This is a genomic window from Rhodococcus koreensis (assembly GCF_900105905.1).
Lineage (GTDB): Bacteria > Actinomycetota > Actinomycetes > Mycobacteriales > Mycobacteriaceae > Rhodococcus_F > Rhodococcus_F koreensis.
In genome coordinates this window covers 37667-60815 of record NZ_FNSV01000008.1, presented here as the reverse complement: position 1 = coordinate 60815, position 23149 = coordinate 37667, and the positions used below count along the sequence as shown (strand labels likewise).

The 23149-nt window shown below is 64.9% G+C and carries 18 protein-coding genes and 1 pseudogene; 7 read left to right on the top strand and 12 right to left on the bottom strand.

What is annotated here, in order from left to right; genetic code table 11:
- Positions 1–6: 6 nt before the first annotated feature.
- The 4 genes from BLV94_RS47230 to BLV94_RS47215 all read right to left on the bottom strand — a co-directional run bounded on the left by BLV94_RS47230 (position 7) and on the right by BLV94_RS47215 (position 2946).
- Positions 7–852, bottom strand: a complete 846-nt coding sequence (locus BLV94_RS47230) for a hypothetical protein (RefSeq protein ID WP_072950884.1) — start codon at positions 850–852, stop codon at positions 7–9.
- Between the two features lie 62 nt (positions 853–914).
- Entirely contained in the window at positions 915–1655 is a 741-nt protein-coding gene (locus BLV94_RS47225; RefSeq protein ID WP_072950881.1) for a hypothetical protein, read from the bottom strand.
- Positions 1652–2503 (bottom strand): RAMP superfamily CRISPR-associated protein, encoded by an 852-nt coding sequence (locus BLV94_RS47220; RefSeq protein ID WP_083396006.1) that lies wholly within the window; start codon positions 2501–2503, stop codon positions 1652–1654. Before BLV94_RS47220 ends, BLV94_RS47225 begins: the two co-directional genes overlap by 4 nt.
- A complete protein-coding gene (locus BLV94_RS47215) occupies positions 2500–2946 on the bottom strand; it encodes a hypothetical protein (protein ID WP_072950879.1) in 447 nt (148 codons plus the stop codon). The genes BLV94_RS47220 and BLV94_RS47215 overlap by 4 nt, the downstream gene beginning before the upstream one ends.
- A 236-nt stretch (positions 2947–3182) precedes the next feature.
- Between BLV94_RS47215 and BLV94_RS47210 the strand changes: the two genes are divergently transcribed.
- On the top strand, positions 3183–3689 hold the full coding sequence (locus BLV94_RS47210) for a hypothetical protein (RefSeq protein WP_244163961.1): 507 nt from the start codon (positions 3183–3185) through the stop codon (positions 3687–3689).
- A gap of 522 nt (positions 3690–4211) precedes the next feature.
- Here the strand turns inward: BLV94_RS47210 and BLV94_RS47205 are convergent.
- Together BLV94_RS47205 and BLV94_RS47200 are read right to left on the bottom strand one after the other, a co-directional pair.
- Positions 4212–4877, bottom strand: a complete 666-nt coding sequence (locus tag BLV94_RS47205; protein ID WP_072950876.1) for a hypothetical protein — start codon at positions 4875–4877, stop codon at positions 4212–4214.
- Positions 4874–5080 carry a hypothetical protein gene (locus tag BLV94_RS47200; RefSeq protein ID WP_072950904.1) on the bottom strand — a complete coding sequence of 69 codons (207 nt, stop codon included), beginning with the start codon at positions 5078–5080 and terminating at the stop codon, positions 4874–4876. Before BLV94_RS47200 ends, BLV94_RS47205 begins: the two co-directional genes overlap by 4 nt.
- A gap of 189 nt (positions 5081–5269) precedes the next feature.
- On the opposite strand from BLV94_RS47200, the gene BLV94_RS47195 reads away from it, so the two are divergent.
- Positions 5270–6067 (top strand): phosphoadenosine phosphosulfate reductase domain-containing protein, encoded by a 798-nt coding sequence (locus BLV94_RS47195; protein ID WP_072950902.1) that lies wholly within the window; start codon positions 5270–5272, stop codon positions 6065–6067.
- Between the two features lie 119 nt (positions 6068–6186).
- Here the strand turns inward: BLV94_RS47195 and BLV94_RS47190 are convergent, their stop codons facing one another.
- The 4 genes from BLV94_RS47190 to BLV94_RS47175 all read right to left on the bottom strand — a co-directional run bounded on the left by BLV94_RS47190 (position 6187) and on the right by BLV94_RS47175 (position 8930).
- The gene (locus BLV94_RS47190) at positions 6187–6471 is read right to left on the bottom strand and encodes a hypothetical protein (RefSeq protein ID WP_072950874.1); all 285 of its coding nucleotides are present in this window, start codon (positions 6469–6471) and stop codon (positions 6187–6189) included.
- A gap of 82 nt (positions 6472–6553) precedes the next feature.
- Positions 6554–6763 carry a hypothetical protein gene (locus BLV94_RS47185; RefSeq protein WP_072950871.1) on the bottom strand — a complete coding sequence of 70 codons (210 nt, stop codon included), beginning with the start codon at positions 6761–6763 and terminating at the stop codon, positions 6554–6556.
- Positions 6764–6773: 10 nt separating this feature from the next.
- Entirely contained in the window at positions 6774–7649 is an 876-nt protein-coding gene (locus BLV94_RS47180; protein ID WP_072950869.1) for a hypothetical protein, read from the bottom strand.
- 546 nt (positions 7650–8195) lie between these two features.
- Positions 8196–8930 carry a GntR family transcriptional regulator gene (locus BLV94_RS47175; RefSeq protein WP_244163960.1) on the bottom strand — a complete coding sequence of 245 codons (735 nt, stop codon included), beginning with the start codon at positions 8928–8930 and terminating at the stop codon, positions 8196–8198.
- 301 nt (positions 8931–9231) lie between these two features.
- Here BLV94_RS47175 and BLV94_RS47170 point away from each other — a divergent pair, with 301 nt between their 5' ends.
- The 5 genes from BLV94_RS47170 (at position 9232) to BLV94_RS47145 (ending at position 18649) form a co-directional block, all read left to right on the top strand.
- Entirely contained in the window at positions 9232–10650 is a 1419-nt protein-coding gene (locus BLV94_RS47170) for an acetate--CoA ligase family protein (protein ID WP_072950863.1), read from the top strand.
- An 82-nt stretch (positions 10651–10732) separates the two neighbouring features.
- Positions 10733–13348, top strand: a complete 2616-nt coding sequence (locus BLV94_RS47165) for an AMP-binding protein (RefSeq protein ID WP_143051539.1) — start codon at positions 10733–10735, stop codon at positions 13346–13348.
- A gap of 455 nt (positions 13349–13803) precedes the next feature.
- Positions 13804–15036: an acetyl-CoA C-acetyltransferase gene (locus BLV94_RS47155; RefSeq protein ID WP_143051538.1), complete on the top strand. Its 1233-nt coding sequence runs from the start codon at positions 13804–13806 to the stop codon at positions 15034–15036.
- A gap of 213 nt (positions 15037–15249) precedes the next feature.
- Positions 15250–16497: an MFS transporter gene (locus BLV94_RS47150; protein ID WP_072951591.1), complete on the top strand. Its 1248-nt coding sequence runs from the start codon at positions 15250–15252 to the stop codon at positions 16495–16497.
- 40 nt (positions 16498–16537) lie between these two features.
- Positions 16538–18649 (top strand): 3-hydroxyacyl-CoA dehydrogenase NAD-binding domain-containing protein, encoded by a 2112-nt coding sequence (locus BLV94_RS47145; protein WP_072951594.1) that lies wholly within the window; start codon positions 16538–16540, stop codon positions 18647–18649.
- A 63-nt stretch (positions 18650–18712) separates the two neighbouring features.
- Here the strand turns inward: BLV94_RS47145 and BLV94_RS51375 are convergent.
- Both BLV94_RS51375 and BLV94_RS47135 read right to left on the bottom strand, forming a co-directional pair.
- Positions 18713–18995, bottom strand: a pseudogene (locus tag BLV94_RS51375) (hypothetical protein); the annotation flags it as partial.
- Between the two features lie 207 nt (positions 18996–19202).
- Positions 19203–22664, bottom strand: a complete 3462-nt coding sequence (locus tag BLV94_RS47135) for a serine/threonine-protein kinase (protein ID WP_074933989.1) — start codon at positions 22662–22664, stop codon at positions 19203–19205.
- Between the last annotated feature and the right edge of the window lie 485 nt (positions 22665–23149).

Here is a 23149-nt window from a genome sequence, read left to right as displayed (position 1 = left end):
CTAGGTCTAGAGACCGCTCCACACGATCTCCTTCACTCGATCAGCGAAACCCGGAAAATCCGGGACCGCTACCACGATGCTCTCAGTCTGACTCGCCTCAGTGAAAGCTGGAAACTGTGTCCTAATGGATCCGAACGTGGTCGGCCGCGTCGGCGCGTGGTGGTCCGAGGTACCCACCGACACACCAACACCCGCACGATTACTGCGGTCCCACCACCATTCGATCATGTTGGCATACAAGTCACCGAGCGCAAGGTCCTCCGTCAGCGTCTCCGGGCCTGCGAGTTTGGAGAGGTACTGATCCCCACGATCGCGAAGCTGCTTACTCGCCGTATTGATCGTGGACGAAATCCCAGCTTTCGCATCGTGCTTCTTGATCTCCCACAGCCGGTACACCAACGTGCCCTGACAATCCTGGTAGACGACCAACCCATCACCACCGGGCTCAAGTGCATCCATCTTGATCGGATGCGCACGAACAAGCTGACGGCCGTCACGGCACACTGTCCGCTCGTTCACCAGCCGGTTCCACAGCAGTTCCGCAACATGTCCTTGCACATGATCGACGTTCTTCGGCTTCCGAGGAAGACCGAACGCGACCCCGACAATCGATTCTAGGGTCTTCAGCTTGTTCCCAACCTGCGCGGACCCTCCGTCACGGCGAGTCCGCCACCAATCGAGTGCTGGTTGCCGGCCACAAGCGATTGTCATGGACTCATCGGCCAAGAGATGCGCTGCGTCATCGCGGGCAGAGCCGTTAAGCGCGCTACCCCCGACCACGTACTCCACTTCCGAGGTGGCCGGGCTATCGACGAGGGAGAGCAGGGGCGTCAGAAGGGGCATCGCGGTCATTGTCGGTTACTTCTCCCCTTCTCAACATTTTCGATCATTATTCGTGATCGATCAGATCTGCGTTACCTGGGCGTCGGTAGAAACACCTGTGCTCGGACTGCCGGGTGCATGTATGGCGGCCGCAGCCCCATCTGTCCCTCTCCACCGGTCTGCAGATCGCCTACGTCATGCAGGCAGGCCCGCGGTGCAGTACGGCCGAGACCGCCGTCCGGGTGCAGGTGCGCAAATTCCCACGAGTCGGCGGCCGGGTGTTCGGTGACGGTCCAGGACAGGACGTGGCCGTGGCCGGCGCCGCGCTTCTTCCCGATCGACACGATGGGCGTCAGCAACTCAGCGACGGCGGCCGGGTCACCGACGGCCCGCCACACCAGGTTCCGGCAGATGGTGAGTGGCAGCGGCATCACCCGGGACCGGTAGCGGCCCTGCCGTTCGGACACCAACGCCGGCAACTGATCCGACATCTGGCCCAGGGCCTGCTGGTCGGGGCGGGCGGACCAGTACTGCACGTGCGGGCCCGGCACTTCGTCCTCCGGGAAGGCGAAGGTCGCCGCCCAATGCCAGCGGTCGCCGCCGTCGCCAGTGCAGCAGGCCAGCGGCAACTCCAGATCCTCCGGAACGATGTCATGGCTATAGGGGATGTACTCGCCGCCGGCATCCCGTGCCACGGCTTTCATATTCTCCCGGATCTCCGAGGCAAGGAGGCCGTCAAGACTGATGCCCCACGGCACCCCGTGCACGACACCGGCAGCCATTCTCGCCCGGATCACCAGCGGCACCATCCCCGCTGGCACGTGGAGGGTCATGCGGGGAGTGAGAGCAGGGTTTGAAGGGCCTCATCGCGCCGGGAGGCGACGATGTCCCGCCAATCGACCACCGGGCCCCGATCGGCCTGCTCGATGACGGTGGTGGCGATCTGGCCGTGCCCGATCCCCGTGCGGCCGCCGAGCCAGCCCGACCGGGTGAACTCACCGATAACGTCCGCGGCGAAGGCGTGGTCGAGGTCGGAGCCGCGGACAAGCTGCACCCACGATTCGAACCGCGTGCCCGGGGCGAGCGTTTCGACGTCGTACCGCATCAGCGGCGACCCCGACCCACCCGATCCCGCTACGGGGTCGACCGCGGTGCCGGCGTGGCCGGCGGTCACATCGTCGAGGTGCGAGTACGACTCGAGGGCCTCGATGTCGAACCGCGACGGCACCGGGCCCGGATACTCGCGGCGCAGGATCGGGGCGGCTTCGGTGACGATCGGAACGACGTGTCCGACGCGCAGGCAGCCGTCGATCGGAGCCGCTCCGATGGCGCCGCCGAACACGCTCAGCAGCGGTACCAATTCCCGGAGTTGGTGCAGGCGGCGACCGGTGACCGGCTCGGCGGAGGTTTTCACGATCGCGCCGCCGTTGCGCAGGGCGTGTGCGACGGCCAGCGGCAACTGGCCCTCATAGTCGAGAACGTCCCGCAGCATTCCTTCGGCGATCCGGCGCAGGACGCCGCGGAAGGAGTTCCCGGAGATGACCGGGACCAGCTCCACCGACCCGTCGGCTTGGAGGACCTTCATCCGCCGGCCGATCGCGGTGGTGCCGATCAGCTCGCCCCGGTGGGAGATCGGCGACCGGGCGGTCATTTCCAGCTCCCACATACGGGTGACGGTCACGACGCCAACCCCCGAGCGTCGCCGGTCCGGGAGGCCCGGACGGCGTCCGCGACGATCCGGGTCCGCAATGTCAGGGCGGTCGTTTGATCGCGCATCACCTGCAGCACCGGCCGGGCTTCCATGGTGAGTAGCGTGGCCAGCTCCGCGCGTTGTTCGTCGGTGCGCGGACTCGACCCGAGCCTGGCCGCGGAGGCGGTCCACCACTGGTGCAGGTTGATGCTGTTGTAGGTGGCCAACCGGATCCGGGTGGGCAACAGGTTGTCCCAGTAGTCACCGCGGCGGGCGGCCACCCAGTTGTTCTCCGACCAGTCGATGCCGTAGTGCAGCAGCAACACCAACCGCTCCGCCACCTGCGCGGCCGGATCGGCCAGCGCCGGCAACTGGGGGACCGTGGCCAGCCAGCTCTCTGTCACCGAAAACGCGTGCTTGTCCGAGATGTTCATCGCGGCTGATCCTAGAGAAGACGAGCAGTTTTCTCGAGTCCACGAAATCCGAGACACCCCCGGCCGCCGGTGTGCGGCGCCGACAACCCCGTACCTCGCACAATCCGCTTCTGGTGCGGAACAGGTTTCGGGTTGTCCTGAGCCTCCCTGACGTGCGGGTCACCCGGCTTCAGCTCGGCTTCCGGAAGGGGTGTGGCCTGTCGAGGTTGTCGGGTCCGGGTGGGAGACTTCTCCGCGTGCATGCGTTCATCGACGAATCCAAACGGGGCGAGTACGCCCTGTGTGCTGTGACGGTCGCGTCCGGCGACCTCACCGCGCTGCGGAAGCAGATGAACGCCCTCCGCCCGCCCGGGCACACCCGCATCCACATGACCAGCGTCGGGAAGAAGCTGGCGCCGAAGATCGTCTCCGACGTCGCCCGACTGGAGGCGAACAGCCGCCTCTACCTGATGAGCTCGAAGAAGGTCAACGAACGCCAGGCCCGGGATGCGACCCTCGCGGCCGCCGTGCGGGATCTCGCGCAGATGGCGGTGACAAACCTGACCATCGAGACATGCGATCAGGACCGCGAGGACAACCGGATCATCCGCGACGAACTCGGCGGCCAGGCCCCGTTCCGGTACACCCACGACCGGCCCACCAATTCCCTCTTATGGTTGCCTGACGTGCATGCTTGGGCCTGGGGTCGCGGCGGCAGCATGCGCGCGAAGATCGCGCACCGCATCACCGTCGTACGGATCTGAGGACACGAGAACGCCCCTCACAGAGTGAGGGGCGTTCGTCGTATATGGGTGGGCGCGCAAGGCTGGAAACCTCTGGGTGGGGCTGCCTACAGGGGTACTTACGCCCCGGAGACCTCCTACACGAACCACTTCCCTCGGCTACTGCCTCGGGCACCCACATTATGTCGGCCGGCGTTGCGTCGACGCAACCGCCGCACCGATATCCGCACGTCAACGCGATCAGGTAGGGCTGTCGGCGGTACCGGTCGAGATGTCGCAGACGTCGGCCGTACCGGCCAGGGGGTCGCAGTCTCCTTTCACACCTACCGCAGTCTGAGCGTGACCTGCCCGGACATCCGCAGCCGCGATCCGGTCGCCACCCGGTGCGCAGGACCCTATTGGTGCATCGAACAACGTGGAATGGTCCGTCGCCCCCGCGTCGGAAGGTCCCGAATCCCATGTCGTTGGCAGCTGCTCGTGAACAGTCCGCACTGAGAATTACTTTCGGATCCGGCGCACCCCGAACCGACGACGCGAGAGCCGTTACCGGCGACTGGCGCGCAGGCCGACCTCGAACCACGGCCCCGCCTGCCGCCACGGGCCGAGGCGGCACCAGTCGTCGAGGACCCGTGGCCACTCGTCCGCCGGCAGGCGGCTCAGCACCGGATAAGCCGGGGTGCCCTGTCGCAGCATCACCTCAGAGAAACCCTGACCGAGCAGCCGCCGCATCACCGCCAGCCGGTCCGCATCCGCGGCTGTCCATTTCAACCCGGCGTCGTCGACCGTGACCCGACCCCAGCAGGCGTCGGGCAGGAGGTGTTTGCGGCCCGGCCGCAGCGGCACGATCACCGCCGTGTCCGCGCCGACCGGGGCGGAGAGCACCCGGTGGAGCAGCGCCGGGTCCGCCGGCGTCAGGGTCGCCGGGTCCCGGGTGATGATGTGCGCGTCCGCGCGGAGCGCCCGGTTCCGGTACACCCACACGCACACCCGACACAGATGCCGGCCGGCGAGGTTCGTCCACGACTCGAACCCAGTGAAGCGGCGTGAGATCACCTGCCCGACCGGCGTCATCTCCGTCGTGGCGCGGCCGCACCGCGCGCACCCGGACGCCCGATCCGCAGGCTCGATGGCGTCGACGGCGCCCTCGGCGGCGGTGTAGGCCGCCCACACCACATCCCGCTCCGCCGCGGCCAGCTCCGGCGTCGTCACGATCTCGCTGCGCCGGTGTCGTGGGGGTACTGCTCGGCGGCGATCTCACCGACCTCACGGGCCAACCAGACCAGCTCCCCCGACACGTTCTCCCCGACCGTCACCAGATCCGCCCACTCGCACTGCGGGCCTCGGACACAGACCAATGCCAACTCGTTCTCGGACAATGTCTGCCACAGTTGCTCCACCGCGGACGACCCCATACCGCCCATTCAACCGCAGAACATCGATCCCGGGCGTGGCCACGCCCGGACCACGGGCACGGTATCCGCCAGGGTCGCAGCTCCGCTGCCGGCTATCGAGCACCCATATGGGTCATAGCCCCCCATATGGGACGAATGCCCTGCCAACAGGCGAAGCGTGGTGGGCGCCGTAGCGTGACCGCTGTGGTGATGACACCGGACCCCGGACTGGACCTCGCGTCGCTGCGCGGGCTTCGAACGCCGTCAGCGAAGGCCGGCGCGGCAGCGGTCGCGCACACCATGACTCGGATCGAGGCGCATCTCGCAGCCCATGACGGGTACGTGGCGTTCTCCGGCGGCAAGGACTCCCTCACCGTCCTCGACCTCGCCCGCCGCGTAGACCCGGATGTGCCGGTGGTGTTCTTCGACTCCGGCCTCGACTACCCCGAAACCTACGACTACCTCACCGGCCTCGCCGAGGCGTGGAAGTTGGATCTGCACCGCATCCCCGCCGACCCACCACTACTGGACGTGCTCGTCGCCTCCGGGCTCTGGGACCACACCGCACCCGTCGACGCCGCGGCCGCGCGGGTGGACCTGCACCGGGTGCTGATCACCGAACCCGCCCGCCGTGCCCACCGACTGCTCGGCCCGGGTGAGTTGTGGGGTGTGCGCGCCGACGAATCCCCCGCCCGCCGGCACCTCTACACCCGCGGTGGCCGCCGCGACGGGACTATCACCCGCACGGACGGCACGAGCGCGTACGGGCCGATCTGGAACTGGACCACCAGTGACGTCTGGGCACACATCGCCCGACATCGGCTGCCCGCCAACCCCGTCTACGCCAAACTCCTCGAGCTGGGAGTTCCCACGCAGCAGCACCGCATCTCCCACCTCATTGATGGTGACCACCTCGACCGAGGCCGCCTCACCTGGTTACGCCGCGGCTGGCCCACCCTCTTCGAGGAGCTCGCTCACGTCCTGCCTCGCCTTAGGCAACTGGCCTGATACCTCGACCCCGAGGCGTGCCCCACGATCGGGGTCTGCGACACCGACAGTTGCCCGCGGTCCTGCGGAGACGACACGTCCCCGGGCGGTCGAGATTGACGGCTCCGGCGAACCCGAGATCACATAAACGCCCTGCTGAGAACGTCGGTGACTGCTTCCGAGTCCACGAATCCCTCCCGCACCAGCCGGATAGCCGGGGCGACGACCGTGTCCTCGACATGGTCGACGTGAGCGCGCGCCCAGCCGATGACCCCGCCGGGCCCGGTGGTTTCCGGACCGAAGAGCTGGTCGATGCCCGCATCGGTGTAGCCCCAGTCGCGCAGTTCCGCACGGGTACACCACTCCTCACGGTCCTCAAATTCCTGGGGACGGAGTTCTTCATTCGTTGCTGGTCGTTGATCCACGGGATCACCCCTGCTTTCTAGTGTTTTCGCGATGGGAGGTTAGAATCAGCTACTGCGGATGCACAGGATGAGCCGGAGGCGTTCAACTCTTCTCGGGGTCGGTGTCTCCGGTTTTCTGTTTCGCCAGCCGCTCCTCGGTCATCCGCTTCTTCAACTCCCGTCGGGCACGCTGCTTCGGTGTCTCCTCCGGCTCGGGTTCGTCGTCGACCGGCCGGAAAGTCGCACGCCCGAGCAGGATGTCCGGGTGCACGACCAACTCGGGCCGACCCTTGTCGTCGGTGAACAGTCCCATCTCCAACCTCCTAGTCCTCGGTGATGTCCCTCAGCTGCACGATCATCCGCCGGCCGATGCTGCCGTCCGGGCGACGGTAGCGCCCCTCCCCGGCGGAGACCACCTCGAACCGCATCCCCCGCGGCAACAGGTGCGCGGTGTCGTCGACCGAATCCGACCGGCCCAGATACATGCCCCGGCCGGTCTCGATCTCGAACACCACATCCCGCTTCCCGAGCGTCTGATCGAGTTGATGAATCGCGTGGGTGGCCATCGTGTGCCGGTCGAAGTCCAGGCACGAGCCCGGCTGCAGCGTCGAGGGCAGGTTGACCGCCTCCTGCGGCACCGCATGCGGGAGCGTGACCGCGCAGTACACGATGTGACCGCGGTCGTTGAACCGTTCCGCGGTTTGAATCGCCCGGTCCACCCGCTGCACCTGCGAGCGCATCTTCTCCTCCAGCTGCTGCGCGTCACCGCGCGCCGTCGACAACGCCTCCCCCACGGTGCTCCAGCGCTCCAGGTCGCTGACCAGAGTCTGCACGGCGGTGTAGCCGACCTTCGGCAACGCCGACTGCGCCCTATGTTTGTTGACCGACCGGACCTTGCGCTGGCGTGAACTCGGCGGCAGGCGAATCGAATCCGGGATCGGCAACTCCCGGCGTTTGCGTTCGGATACCTCCGGGACCGTGGCACGGGGGAAGGCGCGCTCGAGGTCCTTGCGGGCGCGGGTGAACTCGGCGTCCTCGACCATCCGGTCCAGATCCCGCGCCGAGTCACGCTCCTGGGCACGGTCGTTGTACGTGGCGGTCGGGCGGTAGCCAGCGGGCTTGGCCACCGGGGTGGTGCTGGTGCCGGCCTCCGGATCCAGCCGAGTCGGGGGCGCGTCCGGGCTCACGTTGTACGCCACCAGATCTCCCCCCTGAGCCGAACAACCCTGATACGGCGAAGCGTGGCAGGCGTGAGTGTCCCAATTGACGGCCTGCCACGCTCGGACCCAACCCCGAAGGGCGGGTCAACCGCAGGAGCAGAATGTACCGGTGACCAAACCAGGACGTGCTCCCACGCGTGCTGCTGGCCTTACGGCCGAGCGCCCCTCAGACTACCGAAACGTGCTGGTCCAGTTCGATCCACACCCACCCGGCATCACGTCAGATCGCAGGATGGCCGTTCAAGACTGTTCAGCTCATCGAGCCCGGACGGTCGTCGGTCGAGCGAATCGCCATCGCCAGTCGGCCGGCATCGGCTGCCCCTACGCTGGCCGCATATCCGGACGCGCCGGAAACCTCAGCGCAGGCGAGTCGCTGCCGTCCTTGGTGACCGGACCCAGTCGTGAACCGACACATGCTTCGGCCGCGTAGTCGTCAACCACAACACTGCGCAAAACTCACGGCACACCATGGTCGCCCGGCGTGCGGAGTTCCTGCGCAGCCGTGCGGGTCCGCCGGGCGGATTTTCAATGGGCGGACTGCGGTTGGAGTACACCGAGCCGTTCGAGTTCGTTGAGAATTTCGCCCATGGCCAGTGAGCTGTGCTCGTACATAGCCCGGTAGGCCCCCTCGGCGTCACCCTCGTGCATGGCAGCGAGGATCTGGCGGTGCTGTTCGGCTTGCATCGCGGCAAGTCCGTCGATATCGGCGTAGTCCCGCTTGGGGATGTACTTGAGTAGTGTCACCAACGTCCAGCCCAGCTTCGGCGAGTCGGCGATGCGGTTGATATGGCGATGCAACTCATCATTGAGCCGTTCCAGTTCGCCGTACTCACGGGCCGCCAGGGCCTCCTCGAATCGTGCCTGGATCTCCGACAGCTCCTCGAATTTTCGGGGGGTGATCGCTCTGGTCGCACGTTGGGCGAGAGTGGCTGATATCTGCGCATGCAGTTCGTATAGGTCCTCCATGTCCCGGCGACGCAGCGGCAACACGACGAAACCACGACGGGAGGCGTGTTGGACGAAGCCGTCCTTGCTCAACCCCAGCAGCGCCTCTCGAACGGGCGTGTTGCTCACACCGGCCTGAGCGGCCAGCTCTTCGTGTCGCAGGAACTGGCCGGGTTTGTATACCCCGGACAGGATCCTCGACCGGATGCGCTCAGCGATGGCGTTACTGAGCTGACCTCTGCCCTGTTTGGGCAACGTGGGTTCCACCGCCGACGTGGCGGGTTGGTCAACAGGTGGCGTGACTGACGTAGACACGGAGGTACTCACACCTAGAACTTTATAAGGAACGCGACCCAATTTTTTGAATCCGCTCACCCCCGAGTCAAATTTTATTAAATCTGACGGACTTCGACGCCCCCGGAAGAGCCACGTTTCGGCGGAAGCGTCTCCGCGGCGTCGAGTCCAAAATAGCTATTTAGCTGCGCATATAGCAGTCGCTGCGAAGGTTATCCAGCCCTGCGGTGGAGCGGAGGACCCTCAGGTGCCGCTGCGGCTCCGCGGAGCTCGCGACGGGGCTAGGGTTGACCTGGACGAAGAATTTTATTAAATTTTTGACATGAACGTCGCTCACGTCACATCGCAGCGTCCGCTCTGCGACCTCTACTTTTCGCCTCGCCGGGTCGTGGTTGTCGGCGCCTCGAATGATCCCCGCAAGCTGTCCGGTCGGGTGATCGACTTCCTGAACCGCAGCGCCTTCACCGGCGAGGTCATCCCGATCAACCCGAACCGCGGCACGGTCCAAGCCCTGCGCGCCTATCCGAGCGTTGGCGCATACCCGCATGGGAACATCGACCTAGCGGTGCTCGCCGTCCCCGCCGCCGACGTGCCGGGTGCCCTCCAGGAGTGCGCCGCCGCCGACATTCCGGCCGCGATCGTGTTCGCGTCCGGATTCGCCGAAACCGAGCGCGGCACGCAGCTGCAGGAAAAGGTCGCCGCCCTCTGCCACCGGACCGGCATCCGGGTCCTCGGCCCCAACTGCCTCGGCGTCATCGGCGCCAAAACTGGTGCGGCGCTGACGTTCAGTTCCGTCTTGGACACCGGGCTGGAGCTTCACGACGGGCCTATCGCTGTTGTCGCCCAGAGCGGAGCGATGGCAACCTATCTCTATAGTCTTTTGCTCGATCACGGTCTGGGGGTTGGATACCTGGCCAACACCGGCAACGAGGTCGACGTGACCGCCGCCGAGCTCCTGAGCTCCCTACTCGAGCGTTCCGACGTCAGCAGCGGTGTCATGTACCTCGAAGCCCTCAATGCGCCGCGGGCACTGCAGCAGCTGAGCCAGACCTCGCAGCGCACCACCAAGCCGGTTATCGTACTCAAGTCTGGGCGTACCGAAGCGGGGGCGGCGGCGGCGAAGGTGCACACCGGCTCCGCCGGCGTATCGGGCACAGAGACGGCGGGTCGTCTGCATGACCTGGGGTTCGTGCAGGTCAGCACCCTCAGCGAGGCCGTCGACGCCACCCAGGTGTTCGCCGCGGGCCGCACGCCTGACGGCAACCGGCTGACCGCTGTGTCGATGTCGGGCGGCGCGGGCGTCCTGATGACCGATGATGCGCACGATGCAGGCCTTCGCGTGGACGAGCTGCCCAGCGAGTGGCGGGCACCGATCACCGCCGAGATCCCGTCGTATGGGTCGTCGCGGAATCCGATCGACATGACCGCCGAGTTCATCAAGGATCCGACGATCCTGTCTCGGGTTCTGCACGTTGTCACCGACCACCCCGACACGGACATGATTGCTGTGCTGCTGGGTAACGCCGAACGTGACAGCACCGCGATCGTCGACACCATCGTCACGTCCTACGCGGCGACGTCCAAGCCGATGGTCGTCGTGTGGACCGGCGGCAGTGGCGCACCTCGCAAGGCGTTGCGTCGAGCCGGGGTGCCGACTTTCAGCGACGGTGCCCACGCCGCCCGCGCGCTCGGGCACCTGTTCGCCTTCTCCCGCACGCGTGAACGTGTCGCGGTGGGCTGACCCATGTCGAACCACAAGAAAGGTAAACTGTTGAACCTTCTCACGGGCCGGACGACGGTCGTGACGGGCGCTGGTGGTCCACATGTCTGAATCGACCCTCAACCCGGTGCAGCGAACTGCCGAACGTTGGACGGCGATGGCAGAGGCGCGGCTTGCGACCATCCGGGCAGCGCAGCAACGAGTGTGGCCGCCGGAGATGCCGAAGGAGCTGCCGGAGCGGTTTCTCCACCGGACCTTCACCCAGTGTTTCACCGATCAGGTCCGCCGGACACCGGACCGGGTGGCCATCCGGTACTACGGCACCGACATCACCTATGCCGAACTCGACGAGTACAGCGATCGATTCGCTGGCTGGTTGCACCGCAACGGTGTCGCCGCGGGCGAACGGGTCGGGGTCTTCATGCCGAACTGCCCCCAGTTCCTGGTCCTCATGCTGGGCACGCTGAAGGCCGGGGCCGTGCACGTACCGGTCAATCCGATGTTCAAGCGCGGCGAACTCGAGTACGAGGCCGACGACGCCCAAATCAGCATCCTGGTCGCGGCCAGCCATTTGGTACCCATCGCCACCGTGGCGGCGTTCCGGACGGTGCGCGAGATCGTGCCGGTCGATGTGCAGGAACTGGTCCCGGCCGAGCCGACCCTGCCGCTGCCGGAGATTTTGCGGTCGCACACCGGCGCGCAGAAATTTCCGAGCCGGTGGCAGGAACTGGTCACCGGGCCCGCCGTCGAGAACCGGCGTGAGGATCCCGATGCGCTTGCCGCGCTGAACTACACCGGTGGGACCACCGGCTTGCCCAAGGGGTGCAGACACACCCAACGCAATATGGTCTATGCGGGCGCCAACTGTGCTGCCGCGTGGGGAATCCTGCCGGAAACGCCGTCCGACACCACACACGAGACGGTCATGTCGCACACCCCGGTGTTCTGGATCTCCGGTGAGAACACCGGCATCCTCGCCCCACTGCTGTCCGGGTCGACGATTGTGCTGCTGGCGCGCTGGGACGTGGGCGCCGCGCTGGCGGCCATCGAAAGTTATCGCGTGACCGCGATGAGTGGGGTCGTCGAGAACTATCTCGAACTGCTCGACGCCGCCAAGGCCGACGCCCGCAACCTGACGTCGTTACAGCATCTGCGGTGCATGTCGTTCTCCCAGCGTTTGTCGATCGATATCCGGCGGCGGTGGGACGAGGAAACCGCCGGTGCCGGCATCCTGCGTGAGGCCGGATACGGCATGACCGAGTCGCACACGTCCAACACCTTCACCACCGGCATGCACGACGGTGATCTCGACCTGAACAGCGAGCCGGTGTTCTGCGGGCTCCCCATGCCCGGAACCGACATCCTGATCCTGGACCGTGCCACCCACGAGCCGTTACCGATGGGCCAGACCGGAGAGATCGCCCTCCGCACACCCGCAGCCTTCGATGGCTACTGGCATGCACCACAGGCCAGCGCCGAGGTCACCCACCACGGATGGTTGCTGACCGGCGACACAGGCAAGCTGTCCGACCAGGGCTACCTGCACTACCTCGGCCGCGAAAAGGACATGATCAAGGTCAACGGGATGAGTGTGTTTCCCAGCGAGGTCGAGCACCTGCTGTCGCGTCACCCATCGATTCAGGCCGTCGCCGTGGTCGGCGCGCCCCACGAGACGAGGGGACAGGAGGTGGTTGCCTACGTCGAACTGCGGCGCGGCCACGACCTGGACAGCGGCACCCTGAGCACCTGGGCGCGGGAGCACATGGCCACCTACAAGGTGCCCACGATGCGGGTACTGCCCGCGCTGCCGATGACGGCGACCGGCAAGGTCCACAAGTCGCGTCTGACCGCGCAGCCCCGGAGGTGGGAGGAACTGGCCGTCGGTCAATCTCTCAGCGAGTTCTGGCCCGCCTTCACGACAGATCAAGCCCGACAGTACGCGGACGCGGCCGATCCGGGGCACAGGGTCTACACCGACAACACCCGGCCGCCTCTGTCCTTGAACACCCTGCACGCGGTCAAGGCGCTGGTCGATCTGCCGCTGGGCACCGTGCACGGCAAGGAGACCGTGGTGTTCCACGGGTTCGCCGCACCCGACGAGCCGGGCCGGGTGCAGATGAGGGTGGCCGACAAGCAGATCCGGCGTGGCAAACGCCATTTGGTGCTCGAGTACCAGGCGTTCAGCGGACCGGTCCATGCACTGTCGGCATTCAAGACGTTCGTTTTCCCCGGACACACCGATGAACCCGACACTGAACCTCAGGTGGTGAGCGATCTCGGGCTGTTCGCAGAACAGCCGGAGATCCACGACGAGTTCGAGGTCACCGACAGTCTTGCGTTCGCTGTCACCCAGCCACTGTTGGACGCCTTCGGCGGCGCAACCGCAACCGCCGGCCCCGTTCACACCGATCCGGTTGCAGCGCGCGAACTGTTCGGCGGAACCATCTTGCAAGGCATGTACGTGTTCGAACGGGCGGCGCAGGTGATGGCTGGGTTGTCGTCGCTGCCGGACTGGGCGCGCAGTGGCCGGCTGAGCGCCAAGTTCGTCGGCAACGCGCTGACCGGCGATGCCGTCACCCTCCACACCCGGATACACGAGGTCGGCGGCCGCGCCCGGTGCCAGTTCACCGCCCACACCGGTGACGGGACGACCATTTTCGTCGCCGTCGGCGACGGCCCACTGGACAGATCCCGGCTGCAGAACAGAAGCGACACATGACCGCGACCGTGGTGGTCGTGGCAGACCTGGACGAGCTGGCCGGGGTCACCCTCGGCCCCACCGACTTAGCTGACCATCGACCAGGAACGGTTCGACCGATTCGCCGACGCAATAGAGGACCACACCGATGCGCACCGGGCGACACAGACTCCGATCGGGGCGACGATCGCGTACGGATACCTCACGGCGTCGCTCGTCGAGGCGATGTCCCAGAGCCGTCAGAGATCATCGGTGCCCCGTCGCCTCAACTACAGGCTGGGCCGGGTGCGGTTTCCCGGCACACGCCCGGTGAAAACGCGGGTGTGCGCCGCCCTGCGCCTCGACGCGATCGAACGCACCGATACCGGGCTGGGCCCGACCTCCACCGCGACGGTCTCGAAGGCGAGGGCATAGCCACACCGGTGTGCATCGCGGAGACCCTCACGTTCATCCCCTCCGAATAAAAGGTGATTCCTGTGTCTTCCGTACGCCCCGATGATGCCGTCATCGTTTCCGCGGCCCGCTCACCGATCGGCCGCGCCGTCAAGGGTTCACTCGCCGGCATGCGACCGGACGACCTGGTCGCGCAGATGGTGCGCGCAGCCCTCGACAAGGTGCCCCAACTCGATCCCGCCGAGGTGAACGACCTGCTGCTGGGCTGCGGCCGACCCGGCGGCGAGCAGGGATTCAACATGGCCCGCGCCGTCGCCGTGCAGCTCGGCTACGACTTCATGCCGGGTACCACCCTCACGCGTTACTGCGCGTCCTCCCTGCAGACCACGCGCATGGCATTCCACGCGATCAGGGCCCGGGAAGGGGAGGTGTTCATCTCGGCCGGCGTCGAGTCGGTGTCCAGCTTCGATCGCGGTAGCTCAGATTCGTGGCCGAACACACACAACCCGCTTTTTGCCGACGCCCAGAAGCGCACCGAGCGGCGGTCCGGCACCGACCCCGAACGCTGGGTGGACCCGCGCGAGCAGACTCTGATGCCCGATGTCTACATCCCGATGGGCCAGACCGCGGAGAACGTCGCCCAGCTCACCGGGATCTCTCGCGCAGAGCAGGACCGCTGGGCGGTGCGGAGCCACAATCGCGCCGAGCACGCCATCGACAGCGGGTTTTATCACCGCGAGATCACCCCGGTGATCCGGCACGACGGCACCGTGGTCGCAACCGACGACGGACCACGACGCGGCACCAACTACGAGGCGGTGAGCCGGCTTCGGCCGGTGTTCCGCCCCGACGGAACGGTGACGGCGGGCAATGCCTGCCCGCTCAACGACGGTGCCGCCGCTCTGATAATCATGTCCGGCGCCAAGGCCACCGAACTGGGCGTGACCCCGTTGGCCCGCATCGTCTCGACTGCGGTGTCCGGGCTGTCACCAGAAATCATGGGCCTCGGCCCGGTCGAGGCATCGATCCGGGCACTCGCCATTGCCGGCATGTCCATCGCTGACATTGATCTCGTCGAGATCAACGAGGCCTTCGCTGTTCAGGTGCTCGCCTCCGCACGCGCGTTGAAGATCGACGAAGACCGGCTCAACATCTCCGGTGGCGCACTCGCGCTGGGGCATCCGTTCGGCATGACCGGAGCCCGGATCAGCACCACACTGATCAACAACCTGCAGACCAGCGACACGCAATTCGGATTGGAAACCATGTGTGTCGGTGGTGGACAGGGTATGGCCATGATCCTCGAACGACTCTGACCATCCGGGCCGCCGGCAAAGGTTCCCGCCGCCGGCCCCAGACGCCGGGTCACCTGACGTAATCTCTGTCAACCCCGCGCTTCATCAACAATTCTTCTCCACAAGGGATCGAGGGATGCCATGTCCATCTCAAAAGTTTTTCACCCACCGTCACACACCAAAACTGCTGTGCCGCAGTCTCGCCGGACAGCTTGGGGAATCACCGCAGTCCTGGTGCTGCTGTACACGATAAACTACAGCGATAAGATTCTTCTCGGACTCGTAGCGCAGCCCCTGAAAGAAGAGTTCGGGCTGACATCGGCACAGATCGGACTCGCGGGCAGCCTCTTCTTCTTCGCCTTCGCAGTATCCGGGTTCTTCGCCGGCGCGATCAACAAGTGGATGACCCTGAAATGGTCGCTCACATTCTTGGCGATTTCCTGGGCGATCTGCATGCTGCCCATGATCCTGGCAGCGAGCTTCGCGGTATTGCTGGTGAGCCGGATCCTGTTGGGATTCTTGGAAGGACCGTCGGGCGCCCTCATTCACACGGCAGCCTATTCGTGGCATCCCCTCGAGAAGCGGGCACTGCCGGGAGCCTTCATCTCATCAGCCAACTCCGTCGCCAAGATCGCGGTGGCACCTGCTCTGACCTACGTCATCATCACCTACGGCTGGCATGCCTCGTTCATCGTGATGATGATCATCGGGGTGGCCTGGTGCGCGCTGTGGCTGTCCACCTGGAAAGAGGGACCCTACGGAGAAAAGCGTAAGAAGCAGACCACACCGGATACATCCGAGCCGACCGACACGAACACTGATGCTGCGCGCGTTCCCTGGACCGCCATCTTCCGCACCCCGACGTTCCTGGCCGCGACCGCAGCAGTGATCCCCATGTACGCGTTGCTGACCGTGGTATTGACGTGGCTCCCGTCGTACTTCGAGAAGGGTCTGGGCTATTCGCGGTTGGAAGCCGGCACGATGTTCGGCTTCCCCAGCATCGCTGCCCTGGTCGCGATGTTCAGCGTGTCGTTCGTTAGCGACCGCCTGATGAGTCGTGGCGTCAGCTCGCGACTGGTGCGGGGTGTACTACCGGCGGCGGGTCTGCTGATCTGCGGACTGTCCATGGTGGTGTTGCCCTACATCGCAGCCCCAGCGATGACCGTGGTGGTGGTCTCGGTGGGCTACGGGATCGGCTGCATTGTCATCCCCGTGATGAACGCGGCCATCTCACAGATCTGCCCCAAACCCCAGTTGGCCGGAACATTGGGCACATTCCTGGCACTGATGGCCATCGGCGGCGTCGTCGCCCCCTACGCAACGGGCAGAATCGTCGATACGGCGATCTCCCCAGCTATCGGGTATTCGCAATCGTTCCAGGCATTCGGAGTACTGGCGGTGGTGGGCGCCGTCATCGCCATGCTCTTCATCAACCCCGCGCGCGATGCCGACCGTGTGATGGCCCATCAGAAGTCCTCGTGAGCAGACCTAGAACCGTAGTCAAAAGAGAGAAGAATTTTGTATGAGTGAGACAACGCAGATCGTCGATCTGTCACCGACCGTGCAGTACGAAGTGCGCGACGGCGTCGCTGTAATCCGGTTGGCAAACCCGCCGGTAAACGGTCTCGGGGACACGATCCGTACCGGTCTGTCCGCGGGTATCGCCGCATCCCGTGATGACGCGATCTGCGGGGTAGTCATCGTCGGAGACGGCAAGGGATTCTGCGGCGGCGCGGATTTACGGCAGTTCGGCACACCAGCCGCTGTGGTGAAACCGTCCGTGTCGGAGGTCTTCGCCCAGATCCAGGCGCTGCGCAAACCGGTGGTCGCCGCCATTCACGGCTTCGCTCTCGGCGGTGGCCTCGAACTGGCATTGGTGTGCAACTACCGCATCGCTCAGACTGGAGCGAGGATCGGACTTCCCGAGGTCAACGTGGGCCTGCTCCCCGGCGCCGGCGGCACCCAGCGCCTGCCGCGGCTGATCGGCACCGCCGAGGCGCTGACCCTGATCCAGAACGGTGCCACCGTGACGGCGTCCCGCGCCGCCGAACTCGGCATCGTCGACTACTGCGTGACCGGCGACCCCCTCGACGCCGCACTGACCTTCCTCAGCAACAGTGTCCCCGAAGGCTCCGCCGCACCGGTCATCGACGATCGTCCGCCCGTCAGCCGTGACGGTGTCGACTTCGACGCCGCCCGCAAGGCCGTCCGTCCGAGCACCCGCAACCGAGTCGCGCAACTCGCGGCCATCGACGCGGTCGAGGCCGCCACCACCCACCCGATCGAGGACGGACTGGCCCTCGAGCGCGCCGCCTTCGTGCGACTGGTCGACAGTCCGGAGGCGCAGGCTTTGCGGCACGTCTTCTTCGCGGAAAAGGAAGCGGTGAAGGTGGCCGACATCGACCGTGCCACCGTGCCGAGGCCGATCAACCGTGTGGCCGTGATCGGTTCCGGCACCATGGGTACGGGTATCGCGATGGCTTTCGCCAACGGCGGTGTCCCGGCCGATTTGATCGACCAGAACGTCGACGCGCTCGATCGTGGTGTGGCGACGATCCGCCGCAACTACGAGGCCTCCGCCGCAAAGGGTCGGTTGACCACGCACCAGGTGGAGCAGCGGATCGCCCTGATCGAGCCGAGCCTCGATCTCGACACCGTCTCGTCGGCCGATCTCGTTGTGGAGGCGGTCTTCGAGGACATGACGGTGAAGAAGGAGGTGTTCGCGAAACTCGATGCCCTCTGCAAACCGGGCACGGTGCTGGCGTCGAACACGTCCCGGTTGGACGTCGACGAACTCGCCCGGTCGATCTCCCGGCCACAGGACGTGATCGGTCTGCACTTCTTCAGTCCGGCGAATGTGATGAAGCTGCTCGAAGTGGTGCGTGGTGAGGTGACCGCGGACGATGTCGTCGTGACCAGCCTGGCAGTGGCGCAGAAGATCGACAAGGTTCCGGTGCTGTCGAAGGTGTGTGAGGGGTTCATCGGGAACCGGATGCTTTCGCCGTACCGCCGCGAGGCGGACTTTTTGCTCGAAGAAGGCGCGACGCCCGAACGGGTCGACCACGTCCTGCAGGACTTCGGGCTCGCGATGGGACCGTTCGCGATGTCCGACCTGGCCGGTCTCGACATCGGATGGGCAGCCCGCAAGCGCCTGGCCCCCAGCCGGCCCCAGCATCTGCGGTACTCGCGGGTTGCCGACGTCCTCTGTGAGGGTGGCCGTTTCGGGCAGAAGACCGCAGCCGGCTACTACCGGTACGAGGCCGGCAGCCGGTTACCGGTACCCGACCCTGTGGTCGAGCAGGTCATCCGCCGCTGCGCGCAAGAGGATGGGATCGAGCAGCGGGAGATCGCCGACGCCGAGATCGTCGACCGGTGCATCCTCGCGCTCGTGAACGAGGGCGCGAAGATCCTCGGCGAAGGCATCGCCCAGCGCGCGTCCGACATCGACGTCGTCTACGTCGACGGCTACGGATTCCCGGCTCACCGGGGCGGGCCGATGTACTACGCGCAGTCCCTGGGCCTCCAGGAGGTCCTCCGCAGGATCCGGCAGTTCGAGGCGGTGCATGGAGAGTACTGGTCACCGGCACCGCTCCTCGAACAAGCCGTCCGGGACGGGAAAACATCCTTCCAGTAAGCGGCTCTTCCACGAAAATTGCGGTGCGCCAGAGGATACCGGTGTCAGCATGCGACGAATCAGTCAAGCTGCCACCGGTATCCGTCGTGACAGCGGTAGCAGGATGTGCGCATAAGGCGGCGAGAGTACGCCACCGTGGTAGATCGTGGCGTACCTGTCGTACGAGTGGCAATGCCACGCCACTGCTTGAGACGCCCGAACCACGTTCGGCGGTGCTGCGTTCGCGGTAGCGGTCCTTGTCGAACGCCGGCGGTCGACCCCAGCCGATCCTCACCTTGCGATATCGGATCTGGTCGCGGCGGTCGGGGACGGTGTGCGAAATTCTGCGGAGCTCAGCGCGTCGAGAACAGGCGACCAAGGCAATTTGGTAATTGTGCTCGACCTCGATCCGTGCCGCAATAAGGCTCTGCAGGCGGGCGAATCATACGAGGGTTGGCTGCATGTCCCGACTCCGACCGCTCAGTGGCAACCGTCCGTAGCTTCGCGGATCGATCTGATCGCAGCAGTTCGAGCGGTCCTCCTTCAGGGGGCGACGCCACGGGAACTTTCGTACTCATCCGGCCGGGTGAAGGCCATTGTTTCCCGCAGTTGCTACCGCTTGAAGGAAGGAAGGTGGAAGACCGCGGATTCGTGCTACCGCATTGATCAACTGGGGGCCGGCATCTGCCAGCAATCGGACTAGCCCCAATTCTGCGCATTGCTGCGCAACCGGGGTCAGCATTTCTTCCGCCTCGGTCATCCGTCCGGCCTCGATGAGACAGGCGATCAGCAGAAGTTTCGCCTGCAAAAGAGCCCGTGGACGATCGTTCATGGCGATTCCCTGCGTCAATTGGCGGGCTCTGACGCAGGCGGCATCGACGCGGTCCGGTTTCTTGGTTCGCAGCATTTGTCGTATGGTCGACGCTTCGACGGTTTGGGCGGTGATCGCCTCAATCCCCTTGATGTGGTCCCTCTTCATATGATCATGCGGCGGTTCACCACCCTGAATGACGCGTGCGGTTCGAAGGAGTCCCTGCCGCAGTTCTTCGTCCTCGATACGTGCTGCCAGCCGCGGAAGGTCCATACTTCGAGCGATTTCCTTTCCCTCGTTCAGAAGCTCGGCGGCGGCACTGACATCGCCGGTGAGCGCCTTCACTCGAGATCCAGTGGCGTAGATGGCAATCATGAAATCCACTAACGCGATTTCCGATCCCATCGCGTGGCTCTCGTCAAGCAGCTGTTCTGCCTCCTCGAGGTGGTTCTGCTCGTAGCGCAGCTCACCGAGCAAAGCGCTGGCCATCCGAGCTGCGTGCGAGTGGAAGCCCATCGATTCTCGGGCGGTATGCAAGGCATGCAGGAAGCTCGCTTCCGCCGATGCTACATCGAGTTGCTCACGGGCTGCCAGACCTGCATAACAGTATCCGTAGACTTCGGTGAAAGTGCCTTCGGCGCGGCGATGGTAACCGGCTGCCCAATCTTGTAGGCGCCGGGCCGCGTCGAACTCGAATCGACAGATGTTTACAAATGATTTGATGTTTGCGGCCACAGAGACTGTCCAGGCGCTTTGGGAGTCTGGGTCATCCAGGCAGGGCGAAACCAGAGTTTCAACATTGTCGATACGGTCCATTGTGACGTCGAGTACGCCCCGTACCACGTTGGCTTCGACCACCAGCGTGTCATCCACCTGCTCATCGGCTGTCTGTCCGAGGGAGAAGTCTGCGAGGTCGAGGGCGGACCGTGCCGCTGCTGAGCGATGCAGCGACACATTTGCTTGCGCGATCGCGATTTGCAACCGAGGGCGATTGACGACCTCGCGTGGCGGCAGCTTGTCTATCAGTCCGAGGAGGGTCACCATTTGGCCGTGGTCGACCAAGTACATCCCGTATGTCTCCACAAGGGTGACCGCTTGTTCCACCTCACCGGCCGCCAAGGCGTGATCGACTGCTTCCCGCAGAAGGCGACGGTCGGCGAACCATCCGAATGCGATCCGATGAAGGTCGTCCTTCCGTTCAGGAAGGTCCCGTTCCAGCCGACCACGGAGGAACGCACTGAACACCCCGCTGAAGCGGTACCACTCTCCCGCGTCGTCCGCCTGGTGAAGGAACAGGTCTCGTCGCTCAACCTCCTCCAGCATCGCTCGACCGTGTCTACCCTGGGTCAATGCCGATGCGAGGTCGCCACAGATTCTTTCGGTCACGCAGATCGACAGGAGAAAGTCCAAGATGGCCGGATCGAGCGAATCCAGTACATTCTCCGCCAAATAGTCTCCGATCGCGCGATGGCGTCCCGACATGGTGCCGATGAACGCCGCGGTATCGCTCCGGCCACGCAGCGATAACGAGGCCAATTGCAAGGCTGCCGCCCATCCATCCGTCGAGCGAACTATCTGGGTGACTTCCGAGCGCGACAACGCCAGCCCGCCCAGCTCGGCGAGGAAATCCTGCGATTCGTCAATGTCGAATTTTAGTTGGCTCGAGTCTATTTCCACCAATTCGTCGTGAACTCGTGTGCGGCTGAGCGGGAGTCCAGATCTGGTCCTGCTTGTCACGATCAGCTGGAGGTGGTGACAGCTGTTGTCGATGAGGTACTCGAGAGAGGCGATCGTGGAAGCATCTGTCACTCGGTGCCAGTCGTCGATCACCAAGGCTATGCGTTCGCCGCTCTCGTGAATTTCGTCGATGAGTGAGGTGAGGACGAATCGTTCGGCGTTGTCTCCGTATTCTTCGAGGGCACGTGCCAGTTCTTCCGCGAGGGCGGGTCTCACTTGTCTGATCGCCTCGAGGACATGGGCCAGGAACCAGACCACATTGTTATCGTCGCGGTCAATCGCGAGCCATGCGACTGAAGTGCCCATTGCCTTCAGGTGACTGCTCCATTGGACTGCCAAGGTGCTCTTTCCGAAGCCGGCGGGACCGTGGATCACGATGAGCCGGCGTTCCCCACCTAAACGCAAGAGATCGATGAGCCGGCTGCGCTCGACCATCCTTCGAAGGCTTCGGGGTGGGCGGTACTTCGTCACCGGGCCGATCGGCACAGACAAGACACCAGACCGTCTCGCACCGCCTGTGTGGCTTCCCGATAACCCTTGGTTGTCGGTCGGGATGTCGTGCCGGTCTTCATCGACCTCTCCAGGCTCTCCTGGCAAAGCCATATCATCGAGTGGAAGCGAGTGGTGGCGCTGGACGAGGCGCAGTTCCTCCCCGAAAGCGGCGGCGGTCGGAGGGCGCTCTGCCGGATCTCGTGTCATGGCGTGCTCGATAGCAACACAGAGATCATCTGGAATTCTGTGGCTGCGGAGATTCGGGATCGGATCACGCAGGATTCTGAAGAACTGCGAGATTGCCTGCTCACCTGATCGGCGTTCGAAGGCCGCATGCCCGGTAATTGCGCAGAAGAGGGTGGCTCCGAGAGCGTAGATGTCGGAGGCAGGTGTCGGAGGCTGCCCTTGGAGCACTTCCGGAGGAGTGAAGGCGGGGGTGGCGGTGATGATGTTTGCGGACGTTTCGAAGCCGCCCTCTATCCGTGCGATTCCGAAGTCGGTGAGGGCGGGCTCGCCGTAGTCGGTCAACAGTATGTTCGACGGCTTAACGTCCCGGTGGAGTATGCGCAATCGGTGGGCGGTTTCCAAGGCACCAGCGATTCGGACTCCGATACTCGTCGCTGCAGGCCAGCTGAGTGGTCCGCCCCGGCGAATCCTTTCGTCCAGTGAACCGCGCCCGTGGAAGGGCATGACTAGGTAGGGGTGTCCGGTGCGTGTAACGCCTGCTTGAAGGATGGCCACTATGTTCGGATGTTCGGACAGAGCGCCCATCGCTTGTTGCTCGCGGAGAAAACGTGCGCGACTAGCGGGGTCGACATCGGATTGCAAGACCTTGATCGCGACGGTACGGCGCAGGTCCTCCTGGTCTAACCGGTAGACGATCCCGAAACCGCCGTGTCCGACCACCCGAGCATGCAGAAACCCCTCAGCCTCCAGCTCGGCGGCGATTCCCCCAGCCACATCCCGCTCGGTCCCCGCCTGATCGGATTCGTCCATGTCGACATCAGGACCCTGCTCTTCGGCCCCGTCCGGCCTCGCGCCCGCGATTGCACGCGACGACTGGAGGGACAGCGCCGAAGCCGGCAGACCAAGATCTACAACTCACGCACATGTGATCACCTCTTGACCGAGCATGAGTAGCCTAGTGCGCGGTGATTGACGTCACCACTATTTCACAGACACCACTGAGGCCGTGACCGGACACCCGCTGGTCGATGCCCATGCCGTCCGTACAGCCTTCGCACTACAGCGCGCTATGTTCGGCAGAGCGAACTCATCGGTTCGCTGTTCGGCAATGAGCTTGCTAGCAGACTGCCTCCAGATCCGGCATGCTGCCGAGAACGGGACCGGTAAGGACTACCGTGCCTGTCAGCCTCGCCGCGCAGTTACGCCACGGCTGCGTCCGCAGATACTCCCCCGAGGTCCGACCCGTGAAGACGATTGGCCTGACGCCGCACACTCATGTGTGGGCTGGAAGCGGT